The following is a 22295-nucleotide window of genomic DNA, read 5'->3' as shown; positions in this document are numbered from 1 at the left end:
ATGTCGCTTCGTTGGAACCGCTACGGGCGCAGCCTGCGCAGGCTGCTGATCTTGCTGACGCTGAGCCTGCTGCCGGCGCTGGGCTGGGCCCAGGCCGCGCCGGCGGCACTCGCCGCGCCGGCCGCGCAGAACGCCGCGCCGACCCTGCCCTCGCTGCCGGAAGTGAACGTCGGCAAGGTCGGCGCGCAGCAGGTGAGCCTGCCGCTGCAGACCCTGATGCTGATGACCGCGCTCACCCTGCTGCCGTCGATGCTGCTGGTGCTGACCGCGTTCACCCGTATCACCATCGTGCTCGGCCTGCTGCGCCAGGCGATGGGCACCGGGCAGACCCCGTCCAACCAGGTGCTGATGGGCCTGGCGCTGTTCCTGACCGCGATGGTGATGATGCCGGTGTGGGAAAAGGCCTGGGGCCAGGGCATGAGCCCCTACCTCAACGGCCAGCTCGACCTCCAGACCGCCTGGACCCTGACCACCCAGCCGCTACGCGCATTCATGCTGGCGCAGGTGCGCGAGGCCGACCTGATGACCTTCGCCGGCATGGCCGGCAACGGCACCTACAACGGCCCCGACGCGATCCCGTTCCCGGTGCTGGTGGCCTCGTTCGTGACCTCGGAGCTGAAGACCGCGTTCGAGATCGGCTTCCTGATCTTCATCCCGTTCGTGATCATCGACCTGGTGGTGGCCAGCGTGCTGATGTCGATGGGCATGATGATGATGTCGCCGATGCTGATCTCGGCGCCGTTCAAGATCCTGCTGTTCGTGCTGGTCGACGGCTGGGTGCTGACGGTCGGCACCCTCGCCGCCAGCTTCAACGGAGTCTGAGCCGATGAGTCCCGAACTGGCCCTGACCGAACTGCGCGGCGGCCTGATCACCGTGCTGTGGGTGGCCGGCCCGTTGCTGCTGTCGATGCTGGTGGTGGGCGTGGTGATCGGCGTGTTCCAGGCCGCCACCCAGCTCAACGAACCGACCATCGCCTTCATCGCCAAGGTCATCACCCTGACCGCGATGCTGTTCGCCACCGGCAGCATGCTGCTGGCGCACCTGGTCGAGTACACCACCATGCTGTTCCAGCGCATTCCGCATCTGATCGGGGGTTAGGCGTGGCTGGCGAGAACGGGACCGGGGACCGGGGACCGGGGACCGGGAAAAGCAGGGGCAACCTCTGGGCTTTCCCGATACGCGCCGTTCGGGTCCCCGGTCCCCGGTCCCCGGTCCCGGCCTTTCCCCCTCGCTGCCCGGTCCCCGCCTGATGGATTCGGCAACTCAAATGGTCATCGATGGCCAGCAGGCCTTCGCGATGGTCGGCGCGATCCTGTGGACCGTGCTGCGCATCGGCGCGATGCTGATGGCGATGCCGCTGGTCGGCAGCCGCGCGGTGCCGGCGCGGGTGCGGGTGATGCTGGCGGCGACGCTGGCGATGGCGCTGGCGCCGCTGCTGCCGCCGGTGCCGGACTGGAACGGCTTCGACGCCGCGGTGGTGCTGAGCGTGGCGCGCGAACTGGCGGTCGGGGCGAGCATGGGCTTCATGCTGCGGCTGATCTTCGAAGCCGGCGCGATGGCCGGCGAACTGGTCTCGCAGAGCACCGGCCTGGGCTTCGCGCAGATGGCCGATCCGCTGCGCGGGGTCACCTCCGGGGTGATCGGGCAATGGTTCTACCTGACCTTCGGCCTGCTGTTCTTCACCGCCAACGGCCATCTGGCGGTGGTGGCGCTGCTGGTGGACAGCTACAAGGCGCTGCCGATCGGCAACGCGCTGCCGGACGCGCAGGCGATGGCCTCGGTGGCGCCGGATTTCTTCATGAGCATGATGCGCGGCGCGTTGACCCTGGCGCTGCCGGTGATGGTGGCGATGCTGGCGGTGAACCTGGCGTTCGGCGCGCTGGCCAAGGCCGCGCCGGCACTGAATCCGATCCAGCTCGGCCTGCCGGTGGCCGTTGTGCTGGGCCTGGCGCTGCTGGCGGTGCTGGTCGGCGAGATGGGGCCGCCGGTGCAGCGCCTGTTCGATGCCGCCTTCGACGCCGCGCGGCAGATAACCGCCTAGAATCGGCTGGCGCAAGCCCGCTGCCGGGCCTTGCGCGATTCAAGCCTTGCGCGAGAGCGCCGATAGTCTCTTCAGCGGTGCTGCACGCGCAGCACCCACCCTCGCGCAGTGCCTTCCGGGGACGCCAGTCATCGCCTTGCCGAACAGCCACCCGTCGCTGTCGCCCTCACTATCGCGCGGCATCGCGTGGCAGCTCGCCGCCGTGCTCGCGCTATGCGCCTGCATCGGCGCCGTGGCGGCGCAGGAATACAGTTTCCGCAACTACGCCCAGGCCGACGGCCTGCAGGGCTTGACCATCAACTGCCTGTACGCCGATCGGCACGGCGTAGTCTGGGCCTGCACCGAACTGGGCCTGCACCGCTACGAACGCGAACGCTTCGAGCAGATCGGCGCCGATACCGGCTTCGGCAGTCCACTGGTCGATGCGATCGCCGAGGATCGCCGGCAACGCATGTGGGTCGGCACGTCCAATGCGCTGTACGTCGGCGACGGCCGCCGCTTCGCCGCGGTTCCCGCTGCAGACGGGCGACGCCTGCGGGTCGACCAGGGCCAATCGCTGGCGGCGTTCGGCGACGACATCGTCGTGCTCAGCGACAAACGGCCGCTACGGATCTCCGCAAGCGCCGCTGGCGGCTGGCAGGTCGCGGCGCTGCGCACGAGCGACGCCGCGCCGCTGGCCGAGGTTTACGGTGTCACCGCGATCGGCGAGGCGCTGTGGCTGGGCTGCGGCCGCCAGCTATGCCGGCTGGATGCGCAAGGCCGCTTGCGCCGGCTCGGCCCCGCCGACGGCGTTCCCGAGGATATCTGGCTGGCGCTGCTGCGCGACCGCAACGGCACGCTGTGGGCGCGCAGCATCCACCACATACTGGCCTGGCCGGCCGGCGCGGCAGGCTTCAGCGAACGCGCGCCGCCGCCGGGCAGCGGCTTGTCGACCACGGCGGTGGGCATCAACCTGGTCGAGGACGCCGACGGCCGGGTGCTGACCCGCAGCGACACCGGCCTGCTGCGCTGGGAAGGCGGGCAGTGGCGCGCCTTCGAGCGCGCGCAGGGGCTGGAAGCGCTGGCGCCCAACATTGCGCCCCTGCTCAGCGATCGCCAGGGCCGCCTGTGGATGGGCACCCGCGGCCGCGGCGTGCAGCGCTGGCTGGGCTATGGGCTGATCCAGCATTGGGAAGAACTGCAGGGACTGGCGACCGGGCCGACCTGGTCGATCCTGCGCAGCCGCGGCGATGGCCGCCTGTACGTCGGCAGCGAAATGGGCGCCAACGTGCTCGATCCCGACAGCGGCCACATGCTGCCGCTGACCGACGGCGACGGGCAGGCGCTGCGGCAGACGGTGCAACTGGTCGATGCGGCCGACGGCACCCTGTGGCTCGGGCAATCGTCAGGGCGAGTGTTGCGGCTGGACCGCGGCAGCGACCGCATGCTGGAGCAGGCCAAGGTGCTGTCGGCGATGAAATGCATGTTCTTCGACGATGCCGGCACCCTGTGGATTCTGACCAGCCGCGGCCTGTTCCTGCTGCCGGCGGGCGGACGCAGCGCAGAGCCGGCGCGCGACCTGCCGCACGACCAGTTCGTCGGCGGCGGCTACGATGCGCGCCACCGCTTATGGCTGGTCGGCCAAAACGGCCTGTACCTGCGCCAGGCGCAGGGCTGGCAGTCGATCCGCCTGCGCGGCACGGCCCTGCCGGACGCAGAACTGAGCAAGTTCAGCATCAGCGCCAACGACGAGGTCTGGCTGTCGTTCGCCGATGTCGGGGTCTGGCGTGGGCAGTTCGAGCCGCGCAGCGCCAGCGTGTCGCTGCGCAAGGTCGACGACCCGCTGCTGGCACGGATCGTGCCTTACGTGCTGCACCAGGACCGGCAGCAGCGGCTATGGATCGGCAGCAGCCAGGGCCTGGATCTGTGGTCGGGCGGGCGCTGGATCCGGGTCACCCAGGCCGACGGCCTGCTGTGGGACGACACCTCCGAATGGGCTTTCTTCCAGGACGCCGACGACTCGGTGTGGATCGGCAACACCAAGGGCGTCAGCCAGATCCTGGACCCGGCGCGGCTGTTCGCCTTGCGGCCGCTGCAGCTGCAGTTGCTGCGCGCCACTCGCGCCGGCAAACCGGTCACCGCCGGCGCGCAGCTGCCTTGGTCGCAGCAGCCGATCGAATTCGCCGTCTCGGCCCTCGGCGCGGTCGGCGGCAGCGACACCATCGGCTTCCGCTATCGCCTCAAGGGCCTGCAGGAGCAATGGGCCAGCACCCAGCAGGCGCATCTGAGCTACACCCTGCTGTCGCCCGGCCATTACGCGCTGGAGGTGCAGGCGCTGGACGAACGCCAGCGCACCCGCAGCGATGTGGTGCGCCTGGAGTTCACCATCCTGCCGCCCTGGTGGCGCAGCCCGCTGGCGTGGATCGCCTACGCGCTGGCCGCGGCGCTGCTGCTGACCGCGGTGTGGCACTGGCGGGTGAAGCAGTTGCTGAGCCGCGAGCGCACCCTGGCGCGGCTGGTCGCCGAGCGCACATGCGAGCTGGAACACGACAAGCGCGAACTGGAGCAGGCGCGCGCCGCGCTGGCGCTGAAGGCGGTGCGCGACGATCTGACCGGCCTGCTCAACCGCGTCGGCATCCTCGACGCATTGGCGCTGCAGATGCAGCTCAGCCGCAACGACGGCACCGCGCTGGCGGTGGCGATGATCGACCTGGACCACTTCAAGCAGATCAACGACCGCCACGGCCATCTGATCGGCGATGCGATGCTGGCGCGGGTCGGCCGGCGCATGAACGCAAACCTGCGCGGTGCCGACCTGATCGGCCGCTACGGCGGCGAGGAACTGCTGGCGGTACTGCCGGGCCTGCTGCCGCCGGCGCACAACCGGTTGCACGCGCTGCACCAGGTGATCGGCGCCACGCCGTTCCTGACCGACGCCGGCCTGCTCGAGATCACCGCCTCGATCGGCGTGGCCTGGCACCGCCCGGGCGAGACCCTGCAGCAGTTGCTCAGCCGCGCCGACGAGGCGCTGTACCGGGCCAAGCATGGCGGCCGCAACCGGGTCGAACTGCACCTGGACCCGCAGCCGGGACACGCCCTGCAGCGCTGAGCGATTGCAGCTCAAGCCAAGTGGCAGCGCGGCCGATACCAAGGATTGCCACGCGCTGCGCGCGCGCATCGCCATGGCCGCGCGCCGCGGCGGACAGGGCGCGGCACGGCGCGCGCTTCTTCTCCACTTTCCTGCCCGGTGCCGCACGCGATGTCGCATTCCCTGCCAGCCCCCGTTGATGACTGCCGCGGCGCACGCGGCGGCTGAGGGGCGCGGCATGCGCGCGCGCCACCCCTGCCTGCGGTCGCTGCAGGCCCTGCTGCTGTGGCTGGCCCTGGAACTGCTGCTGGGCAACGGCGCGCGCGCGCAGTCGATCCCGTTGCGCCGCTACGCCCACGACCAGGGCCTGCTCGGCCTGGCCGACACCTGCCTGCTACAGACCGGCAACGGCAACCTGTGGGTGTGTACCGAGAGCGGGCTGTACCGCTTCGATGGCCATCGCTTCGAACAGGTCTCACTGCAGGGGCAGCGCGGCCATTCCATCAGCGCCGCGAGCGAGGACACCGGGCAGCGGCTGTGGGTGACCACCTTCGATGCGGTCTACGTCGACGACGGCATGCAACTGCGGCGGCTGGCGCCGGAGGAAACCGGGCCGCTGCACAGGAACAAGCTGCGCCTGGTCAGCACCACGCGCTGGGGAATGGTGCTGCTCAACGGCGAGCAGGCGCTGCGCGCGGTGGCCGGCGCCAGCGGGCGCTGGCGGCTGCAGCCGCTGTTCGACGCGGTGACGCTGGCGCGGCTACCGCAGCTCGGCAAGCTCGGCGAAGCGCAGAGCGAAGCCGACACGCTATGGCTGAGCTGCGGCGAGGAGCTGTGCCAACTCGCTGCCGACGGCTCGGTGACGGTTTACGGCCAGGCGCAGGGGTTGCCGCCCGATCGCTGGCGCAGCGTCGTGCGCGACCGCGACGGCGCGCTTTGGCTGCGCGGCGTTCATCACCTCATGCGATTACCGGCCGCGGCCGATCGCTTCGTCGCGCAGGAGCCGCCCGGCAGCGACCCACCTAAGGTCGTCGGGCAAGCGCAGATTCTGCTCGACCCGCAAGGGCGCGTGCTGATGCGCAGCGGTCAGAGCCTGGTGCGCTGGGAACACGGCCACTGGCGCCGCTTCGACCGCAGCAACGGCTTGCCCGACGCCGGCATCGTGGTGCTGCTGTTCGATCAAGCCGGCGACCTGTGGATGAGCGTAGACGGCGAAGGTCTGGTGCGTTGGAAAGGCTACGGCTGGATCGAGAACTGGGACGTCACGCAGGGCATGAGCACCGCGCCGACCTGGAGCATCCTGCGCAACGGCGACGGCGCGCTGTTGCTCGGCAACGAAGCCGGTATCAACCGCCAACGCCGTCCCGACCAGCGCTTCCAGCCCTGGCTGGCGGATGCCGGGCTGCAGGTCATCAGCCTGCAGAACGCGGCGGACGGATCGCTGTGGAGCCTGGGCTCGCTGGGCGAGCTGCGCCACCACGACCGCCAGGGGCGCCTGCTGCGCAGCTATCCGCGCCTGGGCGCCACGATCAGACGGCTATTTCTGGACGCCGCCGGCCGGATCTGGATCCTCTCCGCGGATGGCATGTACCTGCTGCAGCGGCCGCATTCGGACGATCTGCCGCAGCGGGTGAAAGAGCTGCCGGCCGGCGAGTACTCGGACATCCAGCAGCGCCGCGACGGCAGCCTGTGGCTGGCCGGCGCGGCCGGCGTGTTCCGGCTGCGCGGCACCACCTGGACCCCGATCCGGCTGCAACTGGACGGCAAGCCGGCGCAACTGTGGGTCATCGAACTGCTGATCCAGGAAGACGGCCAGGTCTGGGCCGCGCTGTACAACCAGGGCGCGTGGCGGGGCCGGCTCGACGGCGACACCCTGCAGTTGCGGCCGAGCGCGCAGTCCGAACAGCGCGAGCTGCAGATCTACCTGATCCGGCGCACCCGCAACGGCTGGATCTGGATCGGCCACAACCAGGGCGTGGACGTCTACGACGGCCGCCGCTGGTCGCGCCTGAACCAGTCGCAGGGGCTGCTGTGGGACGACATTTCCGAATCGGCGTTCTTCGAGGACCACGACGGCTCGGTGTGGATCGGCACCAGCAAGGGCGTCAGCCACGTGCTGGCCCCGCAGCGCCTGTTCCAGGCCAGCGCGCCGCGGGTGACGCTGAGCGAATTCAGCCGCGGCGGCCATCCGATCGCGGCCGGCGCGCGCCTGCCCTGGAACCAGGAGCCGCTGCACATCGAGGCCGGTTCGCCGGACCTGTACGACGACCGCAACCGGGTCTCGCTGCGCTACCGCTTCGAAGGCGCGCAGACGCAGTGGATCTACACGCCCAACTTCGAGATCGAACATCCGCCGCTGGCGCCGGGCGACTACACGTTCGAACTGCAGCTGCTCGATGCCTACCGGCACAGCGCCTCGGCGCCGGTGCGGGTGGCGTTCTCGGTGGCGCCGGTGTGGTGGCGCAGCCAGAGCATGCTGGCGCTGTACGTGCTGCTCTGCAGCGGGCTGGTGATCGCCGCACTGCATTGGCGCGAGCGCCACCTGCGGCAACGCGAGCGCCAGCTGGCCGAGCTGGTCGCGCTGCGCACCCAGGAACTGGAACACGACAAGCGCGAGTTGGAGATCGCCCGCGCCGCGCTGGCGGTGAAGGCCTCGCACGATTCCCTGACCGGCCTGCTCAACCGCGCCGGCATCCTCGATGCGCTGGCCGCGCAGATGCGGCACAGCGTGGCCGAGCAGCAGCCGCTGGCGGTGGCGATGATCGACCTGGACCACTTCAAGCGCATCAACGACACGCACGGCCACCTGATCGGCGACGCGGTACTGACCAAGGTCGCACAGCGCCTGAACGCCAATCTGCGCGAATCGGACCAGATCGGCCGCTACGGCGGCGAGGAACTGCTGGGCGTGCTGCCTGGACTGCCGGTCCCGTCACATGAACGGTTGCAGGACCTGCGCGTGGCGGTCTCCGGGCATCCGCTGCGGGTCGGCACGCAAAGCCTGGCGGTCACCGCCTCGATCGGCGTGGCTTGGTATCGGCATGGCGAGAGCATGCAGCAATTGCTGGCCCGCGCCGACAAGGCGCTGTACCGGGCCAAGCACCTGGGCCGCAATCGCGTGGAACTGCAGCAGGACTAGCTTGCGTCGACGCGGCCGGAAGAAGCCGCGGCCCGCCGCGGACCGGCCGCCCAGCGAACGGTACGGTCCTTGCAGGAGGCTGGGTTGAATCCCCTGCCCGGCGCGCCTCACCGTCATGTCCGAAAACGAAGAAGGCACCGAAAAAACCGAACAACCGACCGAAAAACGCCTGCGCGAGGCACGCGAGCAGGGCAACATCCCGCACTCGCGCGAACTGGCGACCGCGGCGGTGTTCAGCGCCGGCATCTTCGCCCTGATGGGCATGTCCGGCTCGCTGGCGGCCGGCGCGGCGAACTGGATGAAGGGTGCGCTGCGCCCGGATCCGCGCCTGCACGACAACCCGGACGCGCTGTTCGGCCACTTCGGCGAATTGCTGCTGGGGCTGCTGTGGGTGACCCTGCCGCTGGTCGGCATCTGCGTGGCGGCCGGCTTCGTCGCGCCGATCCTGATGGGCAGCCTGCGCTTCTCCGGCGCGGCGCTGATCCCCAAGTTCGAGCGGCTCAACCCGATGGCCGGGCTGACCCGGCTGTACGGCCCGGAAAGCCTGGCCGAACTGTTCAAGTCGATGCTGCGCATGGGTTTCGTCGGCGGCGCCGCCGCCCTGTGCATCTCCAACAACGTGGACGGCCTGCGCAGCCTGATGCGGCAACCGCTGGAGACCGCCATCGGCGACGGCCTGGGCTTCACCCTGCACCTGCTGCTGTACACCGCCGGCGCGCTGGCGCTGCTGGCCGCCATCGACGCGCCCTACCAGAAGTGGAATTACACCCGCAAACTGATGATGACCCGCGACGAAGTGCGCCGGGAAATGAAGGAGAGCGAGGGTAGCCCGGAGGTCAAGGGCCGCATCCGGCAGATGCAGATGCAGCTGTCTCAGCGGCGGATGATGGAGGCGGTACCCAGCGCCGACGTGGTGGTGGTCAACCCCACCCACTACGCGGTGGCGCTGAAATACGAGAGCGGGCGCATGCGCGCACCGACCGTGGTCGCCAAGGGCGTGGACGAACTGGCCTTCCGGATCCGCGAGATCGGCGAGCAGCACCGCGTCGCAGTGGTGTCTGCGCCACCTTTGGCACGCGCTTTGTATAGGGAAGGACAACTCGGCAAGGAAATTCCCGTGAGACTGTATTCGGCCGTGGCCCAGATCCTCTCCTACGTCTACCAGCTGCGCTCCTGGCGCAGCGGGCCGATGCCGCCGTTGCCGCCGCTGGAGGTCGATGAATTCGCCCCGGGGAGCAAGCCGTGAGCCAGCCCGCCGCGCAAATGAACACGCGCAAGATGATGGACATGATCAAGCACGGCCTCGGCGCGCCGGTGATCGTGGTGGCAATGCTGGCGATGGTGGTGGTGCCGCTGGCCGCGCCGGTGCTGGATGCGCTGTTCACCTTCAACATCGCGATCTCGCTGATGGTGCTGCTGGCGGTGGTCTACGTGAAGCGGCCGCTGGAGTTCAGCATCTTCCCGATCGTGCTGCTGATGACCACGATGCTGCGCCTGGCGCTGAACGTGGCCTCCACCCGCGTGATCCTGATCAACGGCCAGGACGGCCACGGCGCCGCCGGCAAGGTCATCGAGGCGTTCGGCGAGTTCGTGATCGGCGGCAACTACGCGGTCGGCATCGTGGTGTTCGCGATCCTGACCATTATCAACTTCGTGGTCATCACCAAGGGCGCCGGGCGCGTGTCGGAAGTGACCGCGCGCTTCATCCTCGACGCCATGCCCGGCAAGCAGATGGCGATCGACGCCGACCTCAACGCCGGCCTGCTGACCCGCGAGGAAGCCAAGGCCCGGCGCGAGGAGGTCCGCGAGGAAGCCGACTTCTACGGCTCGATGGACGGCGCCAGCAAGTTCATCCGCGGCGACGCCATCGCCGGCATCCTGATCCTGTTCATCAACCTGATCGGCGGCATGGCGGTCGGCGTCCTGCAGCACGGCATGCCGGTGGCGCAGGCCGCGTCCACCTATACGCTGCTGTCGATCGGCGACGGCCTGGTGGCGCAGCTGCCGGCGCTGCTGGTGTCCTCGGCGGTGGCGATGCTGGTCACCCGCGCCTCGCGCTCGCAGGACATGGGCGCCTCGATGATGGGCCAGGTGTTCGGCCAGCACAAAGCGCTGGCGGTGGCCGCGGCGATCCTGGGCCTGGTCGGCCTGGTCCCGGGCATGCCCAACGTCGCTTTCTTGACGCTGGCGCTGATCCTGGGCCTGCTGGCCTGGAAAATGTGGAAGCGCAGCCTGCTGCCGGAAGAAGCCAAGCCGGATCCGGCGCAGCAGGCGGCCAGCGCCGGCGCGCAGGCCAACGCCGAACTGGGCTGGGACGAACTGCGCCCGATCGATCCGCTGGGCCTGGAGGTCGGCTACCGGCTGATCCCGCTGGTGGACAAGACCCAGGGCGGCGAACTGATGGCGCGGATCAAGGGCGTGCGCCGCAAGCTGACCCAGGACATCGGCTTCCTGATCCCGCCGGTGCACATCCGCGACAACCTGGAGCTGCCGGCCAACGCCTACCGCCTGCTGGTGCACGGCGTACCGGTGGCCACCGCCGACATCCATCCCGACCGCGAGCTGGCGCTGGACCCCGGCGGCGCGCTGGGCAAGATCGACGGCATTCCCGGCAAGGATCCGGCGTTCGGCCTGGACGCGATCTGGATCCAGCCGCACCAGCGCGCCCAGGCCGAGACCATGGGCTACACCGTGGTCGATCCGGCCACGGTGATCGCCACCCACCTGTCGCACCTGATCCGCGAGCACGCCCCGGAGCTGCTCGGCCATGAGGAAGTGCAGCAGCTGCTGGCCACGCTGGCCAAGAGTGCGCCGAAGCTGGTCGAGGACCTCACCCCCAAGGCGCTGCCGCTGTCGGTGGTGGTGCGCGTGCTGCAGAACCTGCTGATCGAGAAGATCCCGGTGCGGCAGCTGCGCAAGATCGTCGAGGCGCTGGTCGAACAGGCCCCGCAGAGTCAAGAACCCGGCGTGCTCACCGCCGCGGTGCGCAACGCGCTGGGCCGGTTCATCGTCCAGGAAATCTCGGGAATGTCCGCCGAACTGCCGGTGTACACCCTGGCCCCGCAATTGGAACGTGTCTTGCAAGACTCTACGCAAGGCAACGGTGCCGCGCTGGAACCAGGGTTGGCCGAGCGACTGCACCAGAGCCTGGCCGAATGCGTCAGCAAGCAGGAAGCGCGCAACGAACCGGCCGTGGTGCTGGTACCGGCGCAAGTCCGCGCCGCGCTGGCCAGGCTGGTCCGCCACAGCGTCCCCTCGCTGTCGGTGCTGTCCTACAGCGAAGTACCGGAAGACAAGCGGTTGAAGTTGGTGGGAACGATTAGTTGAAGCCGGGACCCGGGACGAGGGACCCGGGACTCGGAAGCGCAACGGTCAGGAATCGGAATAGACAAATGAATGCTCGCAAACACATCCCCATCCAAACGCGATCGCAAGCTGCGGCCTCCAGGCGCTTGCTGTTGCCGAGTCCCGGGTCCCGAGTCCCGCCCCGAAGGTGACCGCATGAAAATCAAACGCTTCGTAGCTCCCGACATGCGCACCGCGTTCCGCATGGTGCGCGACGAGCACGGCCCGGATGCGGTGATCCTGTCCAACCGGCGCACCGACGAGGGCATCGAGATCGTCGCCGCCAGCAACTACGACGAAGCTCTGGTGCAGCAGGCCCTGGATGCGGCGCGGCCGGAAGAGCCGGCGCCGCGGCTGCAGGTGTCGGCCGCCAATCCGGCGCCGCGTGCGGCCAAGTCCGGCGCCATGGCCAACCCGGCGATGGCGATGATGGCCGCGATCAGCGAGCGCCGCTCCCCGGCCACGGCCAGCGTGGCCACCGCCGCGCCGGCGCGGCCGCTGACTCAGCCCGCCGCGATCGCCGTCTCGGCGATGCCCGCCGGCAGCGCACCCGCGCCGAACCGTCCGGCCGCCGCAGCGCAGGCCCCTGCCCCGGCTCCGGCCGCCGCCGACGTGCCCTTCGCCGAATTCCGCATTCCCGAGGACGTGTTCCGCAACGCGCCGATCAGCGTGCCGATGGCGAGCCCGTTCGCCGTCCCGGCCGCGGCCAGCGCCGCGGCCAGCGCCGCCGCCGTGCCGGCGTGGCTGGAGGACATCGCCGCGGTGTCGCTGAGCCCGGCCGCCACGCCGGGCGCCCCGGCTGCGCCCAGCGCCGAACCGGTCGCCGCCGCCACGGTGCCGGCCCCCGCTGCCGGCAGCGCCGGGATCCCGGCGCTGCCGGCCCTGACGCCGGTGCCGAGCTTCCCGGCAGCGCAGAACGACGAACAATTGACTCAGCTGCGCGACGAACTGGCGCTGATGCGGCAGATGATCGAGCGCGAGATGAACCGGCTCACCGACGAGCGCCTGCGCGGTTCGCCGGTGCGCGCCCAGGCGCTGGAGCTGATGGACGACTACGGCTTCGACAGCGGCCTCATCCGCGACGTGGTCATGCAGATCCCCGCCGACCTGGAGCTGCACCGTGGCCGCGGGCTGATGCTGGGGCTGCTGTCCAAGCGCCTGCCGATCGCGCCGCTGGATCCGATCGAGGAAGGCGGCGTGATCGCCCTGATCGGCCCCACCGGCGCCGGCAAGACCACCACCATCGCCAAGCTGGCCTCGCGCTTCCTGGAACGCCACGCCGCCCGCGACGTGGCCCTGGTCACCACCGATACCATCCGCGTCGGCGGCCGCGAACAGCTGCACAGCTACGGCCGCCAGCTCGGCATCGCCGTGCACGAGGCCGACAGCGACGCCGCCCTGCAGCAGTTGCTGGAGCGCCTGCGCGACTACAAGCTGGTGCTCATCGACACCGCCGGCATGGGCCAGCGCGACCGCGCCCTGGCCGCACAATTGCACTGGCTGCGCGCCTCGCGAGTGGTCCGGTCCTTGCTAGTACTCCCTGCCAACGCGCATTTCTCCGACCTGGACGAGGTGGTGCGCCGGTTCGCCGGCGCCGATCCACAGGGGGTGATCTTGACCAAGCTGGATGAAACCGGGCGGTTTGGCAGTGCCCTGTCGGTGGTCGCGGACCACCGGCTTCCCATCACCTGGGTGACCGATGGTCAGCGCGTGCCGGACGACCTGCACCGCGCCAACGCCGCCAGCCTGGTATTGCGCCTTGAAGATTTGCGGCGCGCTGCCGATAAGCCCTGTACTCCGGAGCAGAACCATGCCGTCGCGTGATTACGCCAATCTCACCAATGCCTTCCCCCTGTCGGCAACCCGCAGCGAACCGCTGGGTCCGCTAGGCCCGGTGCGCACGATCGCCGTGACCGGCGGCAAGGGCGGCGTGGGCAAGACCAACATCTCGGTCAACCTGTCGATGGCGCTGGCCGACATGGGCAAGCGCACCCTGCTGCTGGACGCCGACCTTGGCCTGGCCAACGTCGACGTGCTGCTCGGGCTGACCCCCAGGTTCACCCTGGCCGACCTGGTCGCCGGGCGCTGCACCCTGGAAGAAGTGCTGATCGACATGCCCAACGGGTTGATGGTGGTGCCCGCCGCCTCCGGCCGCCGGCACATGGCCGAACTGCCGCCCGCTCAGCACGTCGGCCTGGTCAACGTGTTCTCCGAGCTGCAGCGCGAGCTGGACGTGATGATCATCGACACCGCCGCCGGCATCACCGACAGCGTGCTGACCTTCTGCCAGGCCGCGCAGGACGCGGTGGTGGTGGTCTGCGACGAACCGGCCTCGATCACCGACGCCTACGCCCTGATCAAGGTGCTGTCGCGCGAACGCGGCGTGGACCGGGTGCAGATCGTCGCCAACATGGTCCGCGACGCCAACGAAGGCCGCCTGCTGTACGACAAGCTGAGCCGGGTGTGCGAGAAATTCCTCGGCGACGTGTCGCTGAACTACCTGGGCTGCGTGCCGCAGGACGACTGGCTGCGCCTGTCGGTGCAGCGCCAGCAGCCGGTGGTCAAGGCCTACCCGTCCAGCCCGTCGGCGCAGGCGATCACCGAAATCGCCCGCCGCACCTCGCGCTGGCAGGCGCCGACCGTGCCACGCGGCAACGTCGAGTTCTTCGTCGAACGGATCATCCAGCGGGGGGTCGCCGCATGAACGCCGCCGCCCAATACCGCGCCGTGCAGCGCAACAGTTCCAACGACTACATCGCCCAGCATTCGGACCTGGTGCGGCGCATCGCCCACCACCTGGCGGCCCGGCTACCGGCCAGCGTCGAGATCGACGACCTGATCCAGGCCGGCATGATCGGCCTGATCGAGGCGTCGCGCAGCTACGACGCCGACCAGGGCGCCTCGTTCGAAACCTACGCCTCGATCCGCATCCGCGGCTCGATGATCGACGAGATCCGCCGCGGCGACTGGGTGCCGCGCTCGGTGCACCGCCGTGCCCGCGACGCCGCCTCGGCGGTGCGCAAGATCGAACAGAGCACCGGCCGGGCCGCTGCCGCCAACGAAGTGGCCGCGGCGATGGACATGCCGCTTCCCGACTACATGCGATTGATGGAAGATGCCGCACGCGGCCAGGTACTGAGCCTGGAGTCGCGGGTCGAGGACCATGGCGAGCTGGACACCATCGCCAAGGGCGGCCCCAATCCACAGCAAATGCTGGAACGCAGCGAGTTCGGCCGCGAGCTGGGCAAGGCGATCGGGCAGTTGCCCGAACGCGAGCAGCTGGTGCTGTCGCTGTACTACGAACAGGAATTGAACCTGAAGGAAATCGGCGCGGTGCTCGGTGTCAGCGAGTCGCGCGTCTGCCAGATCCACGGCCAGGCCACGGTACGCTTGCGCGGACGCTTGAAAGCGTTCGAAGCGGCAGACGCCGGCCTGGAAGACGAAGAATAAGACCCAAGGGAGTTAGCGGTGAACAAGAACATGCGGATTTTGATCGTGGACGATTTCTCGACGATGCGGCGCATCGTCAAGAATCTGCTCGGCGATCTGGGCTTCACCAACACTGCAGAGGCCGAAGACGGCAACAGTGCGCTGGCGGCACTGCGCTCGGCACCGTTCGAGTTCGTGGTCACCGACTGGAACATGCCCGGCATGACCGGCATCGACCTGCTGCGCAACATCCGCGCCGACGACAAGCTCAAGCACCTGCCGGTGCTGATGGTGACCGCCGAGGCCAAGCGCGAGCAGATCATCGAGGCGGCGCAGTGCGGCGTGAACGGCTACATCATCAAGCCGTTCACCGCGCAGACGCTGCAGGAGAAGCTGGGCAAGATCTTCGAACGCCTGGGAGCGACCGCCTGATGCAAGCCACCGCCGAACGCAGCGCCCTGATCGAACGCCTGCAAGGTGCGCTGGACGCACTGGAGCGCGGCGACGAAACCGCCTGGCGCAAGGAAATCGACACCCTGGCCGCCTGGCGCACGCGGCCGATGATGCAGGGCCTGAGCCGGCTGGCGCGCGACCTGGGCCAGGCGCTCGGCGAGCTGCCGGTCATTCCCAGCGAAGCCGGCGAACTGGACGACGCCTGCTCGCGCCTGGACCACGTGGTGGAGATGACCGAGAAGGCCAGCCACCGCACCCTGGACCTGGCCGAGGAATGCCGCGCGCTGGCCGAACAGCTGCGCGCCGGCGGCCTGACCGGCGACCAGGGCGAGATCCTCGACAAGATCCGCCACAATCTCACCGAGATGGCCCTGGCGCAGAGCTTCCAGGACCTGACCGGGCAGATCATCCGCCGCGTGGCGACCATCGTGCGCCGCGTGCACGAGGGCTTCGGCGCGCTCGGCCTGCCGCCGAAGGACGACAAGAAACCCGACGGCGGCCTGGCCGGCCCGGCGCTGGCCGGTCTGGACCGCCACGGCGTGTCGCAGAACGACGCCGACGATCTGCTGTCCGGGCTAGGGTTGTAATCCGATGAGCGCCGTGCCCGACGACATCGCTGCCGACTTCATCATCGAGGCCCAGGAAATCCTGGACCGGCTCGGCGAGCAACTGGTGTCGCTGGAGCATGCGCCCGAGGACAGCGAACAGCTCAATGCCGTGTTCCGCGGGTTCCACACGCTCAAGGGCGGCGCCGGATTCCTGGCGATCAACGCCATGGTCGAGCTGTGCCACGCCGCCGAGGACACCCTGGGCCAGGCGCGCGCCGGCCAGGCCACGCTGCAGGCGCGGCACTTCGACGCCGCGCAGCAGTCGCTGGACTACCTGCAATCGATGCTCGACGCGTTCGGCAGCGGCAGCGAACCGCCGCGCGCGCCGCAACAGCTGATCGCGCAGTTTGCGACCAGCGGCGAAGAAACCGCCGTGCCGTCGGGACCCGGGACTCGGGACTCGGGACCCGGCAAAAGCGCTGCACATGCAACGGCCGGTTCCGCCGATTCCGAATTGATCAGCGACGACGAGTTCGAAGCCCTACTGGACAACCTGCACGGTGCCGCTCCCGGCGCCGGAGCACCGCTTTCCCGAGTCCCGAGTCCCGAGTCCCGAGTCCCGACGGCGCCGAAGGCAGCCGCAGCGCCAGCCAAAGCCTCCGAACCCGAACAAACCGTGCGCGTGGACACCAAGCGCCTGGACGCGATCGTCAACCTGATCGGCGAACTGGTGCTGTCGCGCAACCGGCTCAAGACCCTGCGCGTGCGCCTGCGCGACGAAGAACTGGACCGCGCGGTCAGCAGCCTGGACATCGCCACCTCGCGCCTGCAATCGGCGGTGATGCGCACCCGCATGCAGCCGGTCGGCAAGGTGTTCTCGCGCTTCCCCAAGGTCGCGCGCGACGTTGCCCGCTCCTTGAACAAGGAAGTGGACCTGGAACTGATCGGCGCCGACACCGAACTGGACCGCAACCTGGTCGAGGCGCTGGCCGATCCGCTGGTGCACCTGGTGCGCAACGCGATCGACCACGGCATCGAATCGCCGGCGCTGCGCGAGGCCACCGGCAAGCCGCGCGGCGGCCACGTGCGCCTGTCGGCGCAGCAGGAAGGCGACTACGTCAGCATCGAGGTGCAGGACGACGGCGCCGGCATCGACCCGGAACGGCTGCGCGCCAAGGCGCGCGAGAAGGGCCTGATCGATCCGGAAGCCGCCGCGCGCCTGACCACCGAAGAATGCCTGCACCTGGTGTTCCTGCCCGGTTTCTCGACCAAGGCCGAAGTCACCGACATCTCCGGCCGCGGCGTCGGCATGGACGTGGTGCAGTCGCGCATCCGCGAACTCAGCGGGCAGATCCAGATCCAGTCCGAACTGGGCCGCGGCAGCCGCTTCCTGATCCGCGTGCCGCTGACCCTGGCGATCCTGCCGACCCTGCTGGTGCAGGCCGGCGACACCGTCTATGCGCTGCCGCTGGCGCGCGTGGTCGAAGTGCTGCATGCGCCGCGGCGCGCGCTGGGCTGGTTCGACGGCCGCGCCGTACTCGACCGGCAATCGCACACCTTGCCGCTGGTGGACCTGCGCCAGTGGCTGAACATCGAGGCGCCGGAACTGCCGCTGCTGACCGTGGTGGTGCTGCAGGCCGGCGAATCGCGCATGGGCCTGGTCGTGGACCAGGTCCGCGGCCGCGAGGAAGTGGTGATCAAACCGCTGCCGCGCGCACTGCGCGGCCTGCCCGGCTACGCCGGCGCGACCCTGATCGGCGACGGCCGGCTGGCGCTGATCCTGGATGTGGATGGGTTGAAGAGCTGAGGGACCGGGGACCGGGGACCGGGACCGGGACCGGGACCGGGACCGGGACCGGGACCGGGACCGGGACCGGGACCGGGACCGGGAGATGGTGTCCGAGCGAAAATCGCTGTCAAGCGATTTGAAGAAGAAATGCCGTTTTTTTTTGAAAAGGAAACGGCCATCTTGCCATTCAAGCGCAGCGCTTTTTCTGTAGGAGGGGCTTCAGCCCCGACGCTTTACTCGTAACGCATCGGGGCTGAAGCCCCTCCTGCAGCAAGCAGGAATGCAGCGCACTCGCGATCATTCCCGGGTCCTGGGTCCCGGGTCCCCGGTCCCGAAAAACAGCCCCACCATCAAGTCCCTCCCCTCACTGCCGATAGTTTCTGCATGGACAAACTCAGTCTCATTGGCTTGCTGTTGGCGATCGCTTCGCTGGTCGGCGGCAGCATCCTCAAGGGCGCCGGCGTCTCGGCGCTGTGGTCGCCGGCCGCGTTCGTGATCGTGATCGTCGGCACCATCGCCGCGATCCTGGTGCATACCCCGCCGGCGGTGTTCAAGCGCGCGTTCCAGATCGCCAAGTGGATCCTGCATCCGCCGTCCAGCGATCGCCAGGCGCTGCTGCAGCAGATCGTGGAGTGGAGCAACATCGCCCGCCGCCAGGGCCTGCTCGGCCTGGAGAACCAGGTGCAGCAACAACAGGACCCGTTCGTGCGCAAGGGCCTGCAGATGCTGGTCGACGGGGTGGAGCCGGAATCGATCCGGCACATGCTGGAAATCGACCTCGACGGCCAGGAACACTGCGACCTGGCCGCGGCCAAGGTGTTCGAAGGCATGGGCATCTACGCACCGACGCTGGGCATCATCGGCGCGGTGCTGGGCCTGATCGCGGTGATGAAGAACCTCGCCGACCCGAGCAAGCTCGGCCACGGCATCGCCGCCGCGTTCACCGCCACCATCTACGGCATAGCCTCGGCCAACCTGCTGTTCCTGCCGATGGCCAGCAAGCTCAAGAGCGTGATCAAGCACAGCAGCGGCGAGCGCGAAATGATCATCGAAGGGCTCATCGCCATCGCCCAGGGCGAGAACCCGCGCAACATCGAATCGAAGCTGGCCGGCTTCTTGCATTGACCCACGACTATGGCCCGCAAGCGTCAGCACGAAGATCACGTCAACCATGAGGCATGGGCCATCCCCTATGCCGATCTGATGACGTTGCTGCTCGCCTTCTTCGTGGTGATGTACGCGCTGTCCACGGTCAACGAGGCCAAGTACCGGGTCATGGCCGACGCGATGAGCACCGCCTTCGGCGGCGCGCCGCGGACCATGAGTCCGGTGCAGGTCGGCGAGCACCTGATGCAGGGCCAGGGCGGCGCACGCCCGACCCCGATCAAGTCCAGCCCGGCGCTGTCCCTGCCCGATCCGAACCGGCTGCCGTCGACCTCGCCGCTGCGCGCGCCCGCCGCGCTGCGCGACGAGGACCAGTTACGCCGCGCACAGCGCCAGCTCGACGGCATCGCCGACCGGCTCGGCGCCGCGCTGGCGCCGCTGATCCAGAAGAATCTGATCAGCGTGCGCCATGCCGGACTGTGGATCGAAGTGGAGATCAACAGCGACATCCTGTTCGGCTCCGGCTCCGCCTCGCTGGACCAGAGCGCCCGCGCCACCCTGGCGCAGCTGGCGCAGGTGCTGGTGCCGGTGCCCAACGGCGTGCGTGTGGAGGGCTATACCGACAACAGCCCGATCGCCACCGTGCAGTTCCCGTCGAACTGGGAACTGTCGGCGGCGCGCGCGGCCAGCGTGGTGCATCTGTTCGCCGACCAGGGCCTGCAGCCGTCGCGGCTGTCGATGATCGGCTACGGCGAGTTCCGCCCGCGTGCCGACAACGACAGCCAGGCCGGCCGCAACGCCAACCGCCGCGTGGTGCTGGTGATCCTGGCCGACGCCGGCGGTCCCGACAGCGGCAGCGACCCGGCGCCCGGCGCCACGGCCGGCACCCCGTCGCCGCAAGACCGATCGACCCATACCGCCGGCGCCGCGCCGGCGACCCCGCTACATGCCGTCGCGGCGGCTGCCGGCCATGCCGGCCAGCCCCGCGCGGTACCTGCCGCCATTGAAGGAGTGAACTGATGCGCATCTGGGCGATTGCCAACCAGAAGGGTGGCGTGGGCAAGACCACGACCACGCTGGCGCTGGGCCGCGGCCTGGCCATGCTCGGCCACCGCGTGCTGATGCTGGATCTCGATCCGCACGCTTCGCTGACCCGCGCTTTCGACGTGCCGCAGGACCCGCCGCCGAACGGCGTGCTCGACCTGTTCGCCACGCCACCGAGCGACCTGGCCGCACTGGCCCGCGACAGCGCCATCGAGCGCCTGAGCTATGTCTGCGGACAGACCGCACTGGCCACGCTGGAGCGGCGCAGCGCCAACCAGCCCGGGCTGGGCCTGGCCCTGCAGCAGGCGATGGCGCGGCACGCCGGCCAGCACGACTACATCCTGCTCGACTGCCCGCCGACCCTGGGCCTGCTGATGATCAACGCGCTGGCCGCGGCCGACCGGGTGATCATCCCGACCCAGGCCGAGCCGCTGGCGCTGCACGGCCTGGCCAGCATGGTCCGCACCGTGGACATGGTCGAGCGCTCGCGCCGCCGTCCGCTGCCCGCCTCGATCCTGCCGACCCTGTTCGACAAGCGCACCCGCGTCGGCAACGACACCTTGCGGCAGATGCAGGACAGCTACGGCGAGCGGGTCTGGGAAGACGCGATCCCGGTCGACACCAAGATCTGCAACGTCAAGGCGTTGACGGTGGCCGGCGTCCCCGGCGACTACCCCGGCCGCGGCCTGGCCGCCTACCGGCGCGCGCTGGAATGGCTGGTCGCCAGCGACGTGGCGCCGATGGAGCAGGCCGCATGAACACCCCCGGGGTCATCGACGATTATCTGGAAGGCCTGCTGCACGACGTGATCGCCGAGGAGCACGACGCCGCACGCCAGGCGACGCTCGCCGCGGTCAGCGCCGCACCGGCACCGGAACCGCAACCGGCGCGCGCCGTCGAGGCACCCGCGCCGGTGGTTCCCACCCCGGAAGAACTCGCCGCCGCCGTACTGGCCGAAGCCGACGCCGATCCAGCCCTGGCCGGGATCATGTCGCAGCAGGCGCTGGCGCCCAAGCCGGCCGGCCCCACCCCGGAGGAACTCGCCGCTGCGGTGCTGGCCGAAGCCGACGCCGATCCGGCCCTCGCCGGGATCATGTCGCAGCACGCCCTGGCGCCCAAGCCGGCCGGCCCCACCCCGGAGGAACTCGCCGCCGCGGTGCTGGCCGAAGCCGACGCCGATCCGGCCCTGGCCGGCATCATGTCGCAGCACGCCCTGGCGCCCAAGCCGGCCGGCCCCACCCCGGAGGAACTCGCCGCCGCGGTCCTGGCCGAAGCCGACGCCGATCCGGCCCTGGCCGGCATCATGTCGCAGCAGGCCCTGGCGCCCAAGCCGGCCGGCCCCACCCCGGAGGAACTCGCCGCCGCCGTGCTGGCCGAAGCCGACGCCGATCCGGCCCTGGCCGGCATCATGTCGCAGCACGCCCTGGCGCCCAAGCCGGCCGGCCCGACCCCGGAGGAACTCGCCGCCGCCGTGCTGGCCGAAGCCGATGCCGATCCGGCCCTGGCCGGCATCATGTCGCAGCAGGCGCCGTCCGCGGCCGAGCGCCAAGCCGATCTGGAGGTGGTCGCGGCGATGGAACTGCAACGTGCCGCCGCGCCGCCGCGCGACCTGGCCGCCGAAGACGATGCCGCCGCCGCCCGCGCGATCAAGCGCCCGCCAATGGGGGTGCCGCCGGAACGCCGCGTCGAGGCCGAGCGCGCGCAAGCGGCAGGCGCACGCCTGCCGCCCAATCTGCAGGCGTTCATGGCCCCGAGCGTGCCGCACGAAGCCTCCCCGCACCAGCGCCGCGCGCCGGACCGCAGCACCCGCTGGCTGCGCCTGCGCTGTGGCGAACAGGCCTATGCGCTGGAACTGCTGAAGGTGCAGGAAGTGGTGCTGCCGGTGCCGTTGCTGGCCTTGCGCGGCACCCCGCCGGCGATGCTGGGCATCATGAACCTGCGTGGCCAGGTGGTGCCGGTGATCGACCTGGGCATCCACCTGGGCGCCGCACCGATCGAGATGGACATGCTGACCCGGGTGGTGGTGCTGGAAGAGAACGGCGAGACCCTGGGCCTGCGCGTGTCCGCGGTCGAGGACGTGGCCAGCCTCACCGACCAGCAGATCGAGCCGCCGGACAACGCCCGCATCTGCCGCATCTCCAACCACCTGTTCCGCGGCGTGGCGCGTCTGGCGCAGCAGCCGATGATCCTGCTCGACGCCGAGCAGTTGCTGCACTGAGATCAGGCGCATGGTCCCGCCGCGCCTGGACGCGTACGGGTCGAGCAGCACCAAGAACCGCGGGCGCGTTACGGCAAGCGAGCGCCTCACCCAGCCGTCTCCCGCGCGCCCGGCAAG

General features: G+C 69.7%; 17 protein-coding genes. All 17 read left to right on the top strand.

Features of this window, described 5'->3' with window-relative positions; all coding sequences use genetic code 11:
* The 17 genes from fliP to KHF85_RS09665 all read left to right on the top strand — a co-directional run bounded on the left by fliP (position 1) and on the right by KHF85_RS09665 (position 22178).
* Positions 1-822 carry a flagellar type III secretion system pore protein FliP gene (gene fliP, locus KHF85_RS09745; protein WP_284569402.1) on the top strand — a complete coding sequence of 274 codons (822 nt, stop codon included), beginning with the start codon at positions 1-3 and terminating at the stop codon, positions 820-822.
* Positions 823-826: 4 nt separating this feature from the next.
* Positions 827-1099 (top strand): flagellar biosynthetic protein FliQ, encoded by a 273-nt coding sequence (locus KHF85_RS09740; RefSeq protein ID WP_003469346.1) that lies wholly within the window; start codon positions 827-829, stop codon positions 1097-1099.
* Between the two features lie 151 nt (positions 1100-1250).
* Positions 1251-2042 (top strand): flagellar biosynthetic protein FliR, encoded by a 792-nt coding sequence (gene fliR / locus KHF85_RS09735; protein ID WP_284569401.1) that lies wholly within the window; start codon positions 1251-1253, stop codon positions 2040-2042.
* 136 nt (positions 2043-2178) lie between these two features.
* A complete protein-coding gene (locus tag KHF85_RS09730) occupies positions 2179-5130 on the top strand; it encodes a ligand-binding sensor domain-containing diguanylate cyclase (RefSeq protein WP_284569400.1) in 2952 nt (983 codons plus the stop codon).
* A 217-nt stretch (positions 5131-5347) separates the two neighbouring features.
* Complete coding sequence (locus KHF85_RS09725; RefSeq protein WP_284569399.1) at positions 5348-8248, top strand: ligand-binding sensor domain-containing diguanylate cyclase; 2901 nt, start codon at positions 5348-5350, stop codon at positions 8246-8248.
* 115 nt (positions 8249-8363) lie between these two features.
* Positions 8364-9494, top strand: a complete 1131-nt coding sequence (flhB, locus tag KHF85_RS09720) for a flagellar biosynthesis protein FlhB (protein ID WP_179564494.1) — start codon at positions 8364-8366, stop codon at positions 9492-9494.
* A 17-nt stretch (positions 9495-9511) separates the two neighbouring features.
* Entirely contained in the window at positions 9512-11575 is a 2064-nt protein-coding gene (flhA, locus tag KHF85_RS09715; RefSeq protein ID WP_284569518.1) for a flagellar biosynthesis protein FlhA, read from the top strand.
* A 174-nt stretch (positions 11576-11749) separates the two neighbouring features.
* Positions 11750-13417 carry a flagellar biosynthesis protein FlhF gene (gene flhF / locus KHF85_RS09710; protein ID WP_284569398.1) on the top strand — a complete coding sequence of 556 codons (1668 nt, stop codon included), beginning with the start codon at positions 11750-11752 and terminating at the stop codon, positions 13415-13417.
* Positions 13404-14297: a MinD/ParA family ATP-binding protein gene (locus tag KHF85_RS09705; RefSeq protein WP_064522214.1), complete on the top strand. Its 894-nt coding sequence runs from the start codon at positions 13404-13406 to the stop codon at positions 14295-14297. The genes flhF and KHF85_RS09705 overlap by 14 nt, the downstream gene beginning before the upstream one ends.
* Positions 14294-15043, top strand: a complete 750-nt coding sequence (locus tag KHF85_RS09700) for an RNA polymerase sigma factor FliA (protein ID WP_003470191.1) — start codon at positions 14294-14296, stop codon at positions 15041-15043. Before KHF85_RS09705 ends, KHF85_RS09700 begins: the two co-directional genes overlap by 4 nt.
* Positions 15044-15061: 18 nt before the next feature.
* Positions 15062-15454, top strand: coding sequence for a chemotaxis response regulator CheY (gene cheY, locus KHF85_RS09695; RefSeq protein WP_010341542.1), 393 nt, complete (start codon positions 15062-15064; stop codon positions 15452-15454).
* Positions 15454-16062 (top strand): protein phosphatase CheZ, encoded by a 609-nt coding sequence (locus KHF85_RS09690; protein ID WP_064539670.1) that lies wholly within the window; start codon positions 15454-15456, stop codon positions 16060-16062. The genes cheY and KHF85_RS09690 overlap by 1 nt, the downstream gene beginning before the upstream one ends.
* 4 nt (positions 16063-16066) lie before the next feature.
* Positions 16067-17830, top strand: a complete 1764-nt coding sequence (locus KHF85_RS09685; RefSeq protein ID WP_284569397.1) for a chemotaxis protein CheA — start codon at positions 16067-16069, stop codon at positions 17828-17830.
* A gap of 366 nt (positions 17831-18196) precedes the next feature.
* Positions 18197-18937, top strand: a complete 741-nt coding sequence (locus tag KHF85_RS09680; RefSeq protein ID WP_284569396.1) for a flagellar motor protein — start codon at positions 18197-18199, stop codon at positions 18935-18937.
* A gap of 9 nt (positions 18938-18946) precedes the next feature.
* Positions 18947-19936, top strand: a complete 990-nt coding sequence (gene motD / locus KHF85_RS09675; protein ID WP_284569395.1) for a flagellar motor protein MotD — start codon at positions 18947-18949, stop codon at positions 19934-19936.
* Complete coding sequence (locus KHF85_RS09670) at positions 19936-20718, top strand: ParA family protein (RefSeq protein WP_064539674.1); 783 nt, start codon at positions 19936-19938, stop codon at positions 20716-20718. Before motD ends, KHF85_RS09670 begins: the two co-directional genes overlap by 1 nt.
* Positions 20715-22178, top strand: a complete 1464-nt coding sequence (locus tag KHF85_RS09665) for a chemotaxis protein CheW (RefSeq protein ID WP_409976683.1) — start codon at positions 20715-20717, stop codon at positions 22176-22178. Before KHF85_RS09670 ends, KHF85_RS09665 begins: the two co-directional genes overlap by 4 nt.
* Positions 22179-22295: the final 117 nt, after the last annotated feature.

This window comes from Xanthomonas graminis pv. graminis (assembly GCF_030168915.1).
Taxonomy (GTDB): Bacteria; Pseudomonadota; Gammaproteobacteria; order Xanthomonadales; family Xanthomonadaceae; genus Xanthomonas_A; species Xanthomonas_A translucens.
Note: the sequence above shows the minus strand (reverse complement) of the source record. Positions and strands in the feature narration are given on the sequence as shown.

Excerpts from the sequence above, each read along its gene's own strand:
- fliP (WP_284569402.1), top strand. The coding sequence starts at position 1 with ATGTCGCTTCGTTGGAACCGCTACGGGCGCAGCCTGCGCAGGCTGCTG.
- KHF85_RS09740 (WP_003469346.1), top strand. The coding sequence starts at position 827 with ATGAGTCCCGAACTGGCCCTGACCGAACTGCGCGGCGGCCTGATCACC.
- fliR (WP_284569401.1), top strand. The coding sequence starts at position 1,251 with ATGGATTCGGCAACTCAAATGGTCATCGATGGCCAGCAGGCCTTCGCG.
- KHF85_RS09725 (WP_284569399.1), top strand. The coding sequence starts at position 5,348 with ATGCGCGCGCGCCACCCCTGCCTGCGGTCGCTGCAGGCCCTGCTGCTG.
- flhB (WP_179564494.1), top strand. The coding sequence starts at position 8,364 with ATGTCCGAAAACGAAGAAGGCACCGAAAAAACCGAACAACCGACCGAA.
- flhA (WP_284569518.1), top strand. The coding sequence starts at position 9,512 with ATGAACACGCGCAAGATGATGGACATGATCAAGCACGGCCTCGGCGCG.
- flhF (WP_284569398.1), top strand. The coding sequence starts at position 11,750 with ATGAAAATCAAACGCTTCGTAGCTCCCGACATGCGCACCGCGTTCCGC.
- KHF85_RS09705 (WP_064522214.1), top strand. The coding sequence starts at position 13,404 with ATGCCGTCGCGTGATTACGCCAATCTCACCAATGCCTTCCCCCTGTCG.
- KHF85_RS09700 (WP_003470191.1), top strand. The coding sequence starts at position 14,294 with ATGAACGCCGCCGCCCAATACCGCGCCGTGCAGCGCAACAGTTCCAAC.
- KHF85_RS09690 (WP_064539670.1), top strand. The coding sequence starts at position 15,454 with ATGCAAGCCACCGCCGAACGCAGCGCCCTGATCGAACGCCTGCAAGGT.
- KHF85_RS09685 (WP_284569397.1), top strand. The coding sequence starts at position 16,067 with ATGAGCGCCGTGCCCGACGACATCGCTGCCGACTTCATCATCGAGGCC.
- KHF85_RS09680 (WP_284569396.1), top strand. The coding sequence starts at position 18,197 with ATGGACAAACTCAGTCTCATTGGCTTGCTGTTGGCGATCGCTTCGCTG.
- motD (WP_284569395.1), top strand. The coding sequence starts at position 18,947 with ATGGCCCGCAAGCGTCAGCACGAAGATCACGTCAACCATGAGGCATGG.
- KHF85_RS09670 (WP_064539674.1), top strand. The coding sequence starts at position 19,936 with ATGCGCATCTGGGCGATTGCCAACCAGAAGGGTGGCGTGGGCAAGACC.
- KHF85_RS09665 (WP_409976683.1), top strand. The coding sequence starts at position 20,715 with ATGAACACCCCCGGGGTCATCGACGATTATCTGGAAGGCCTGCTGCAC.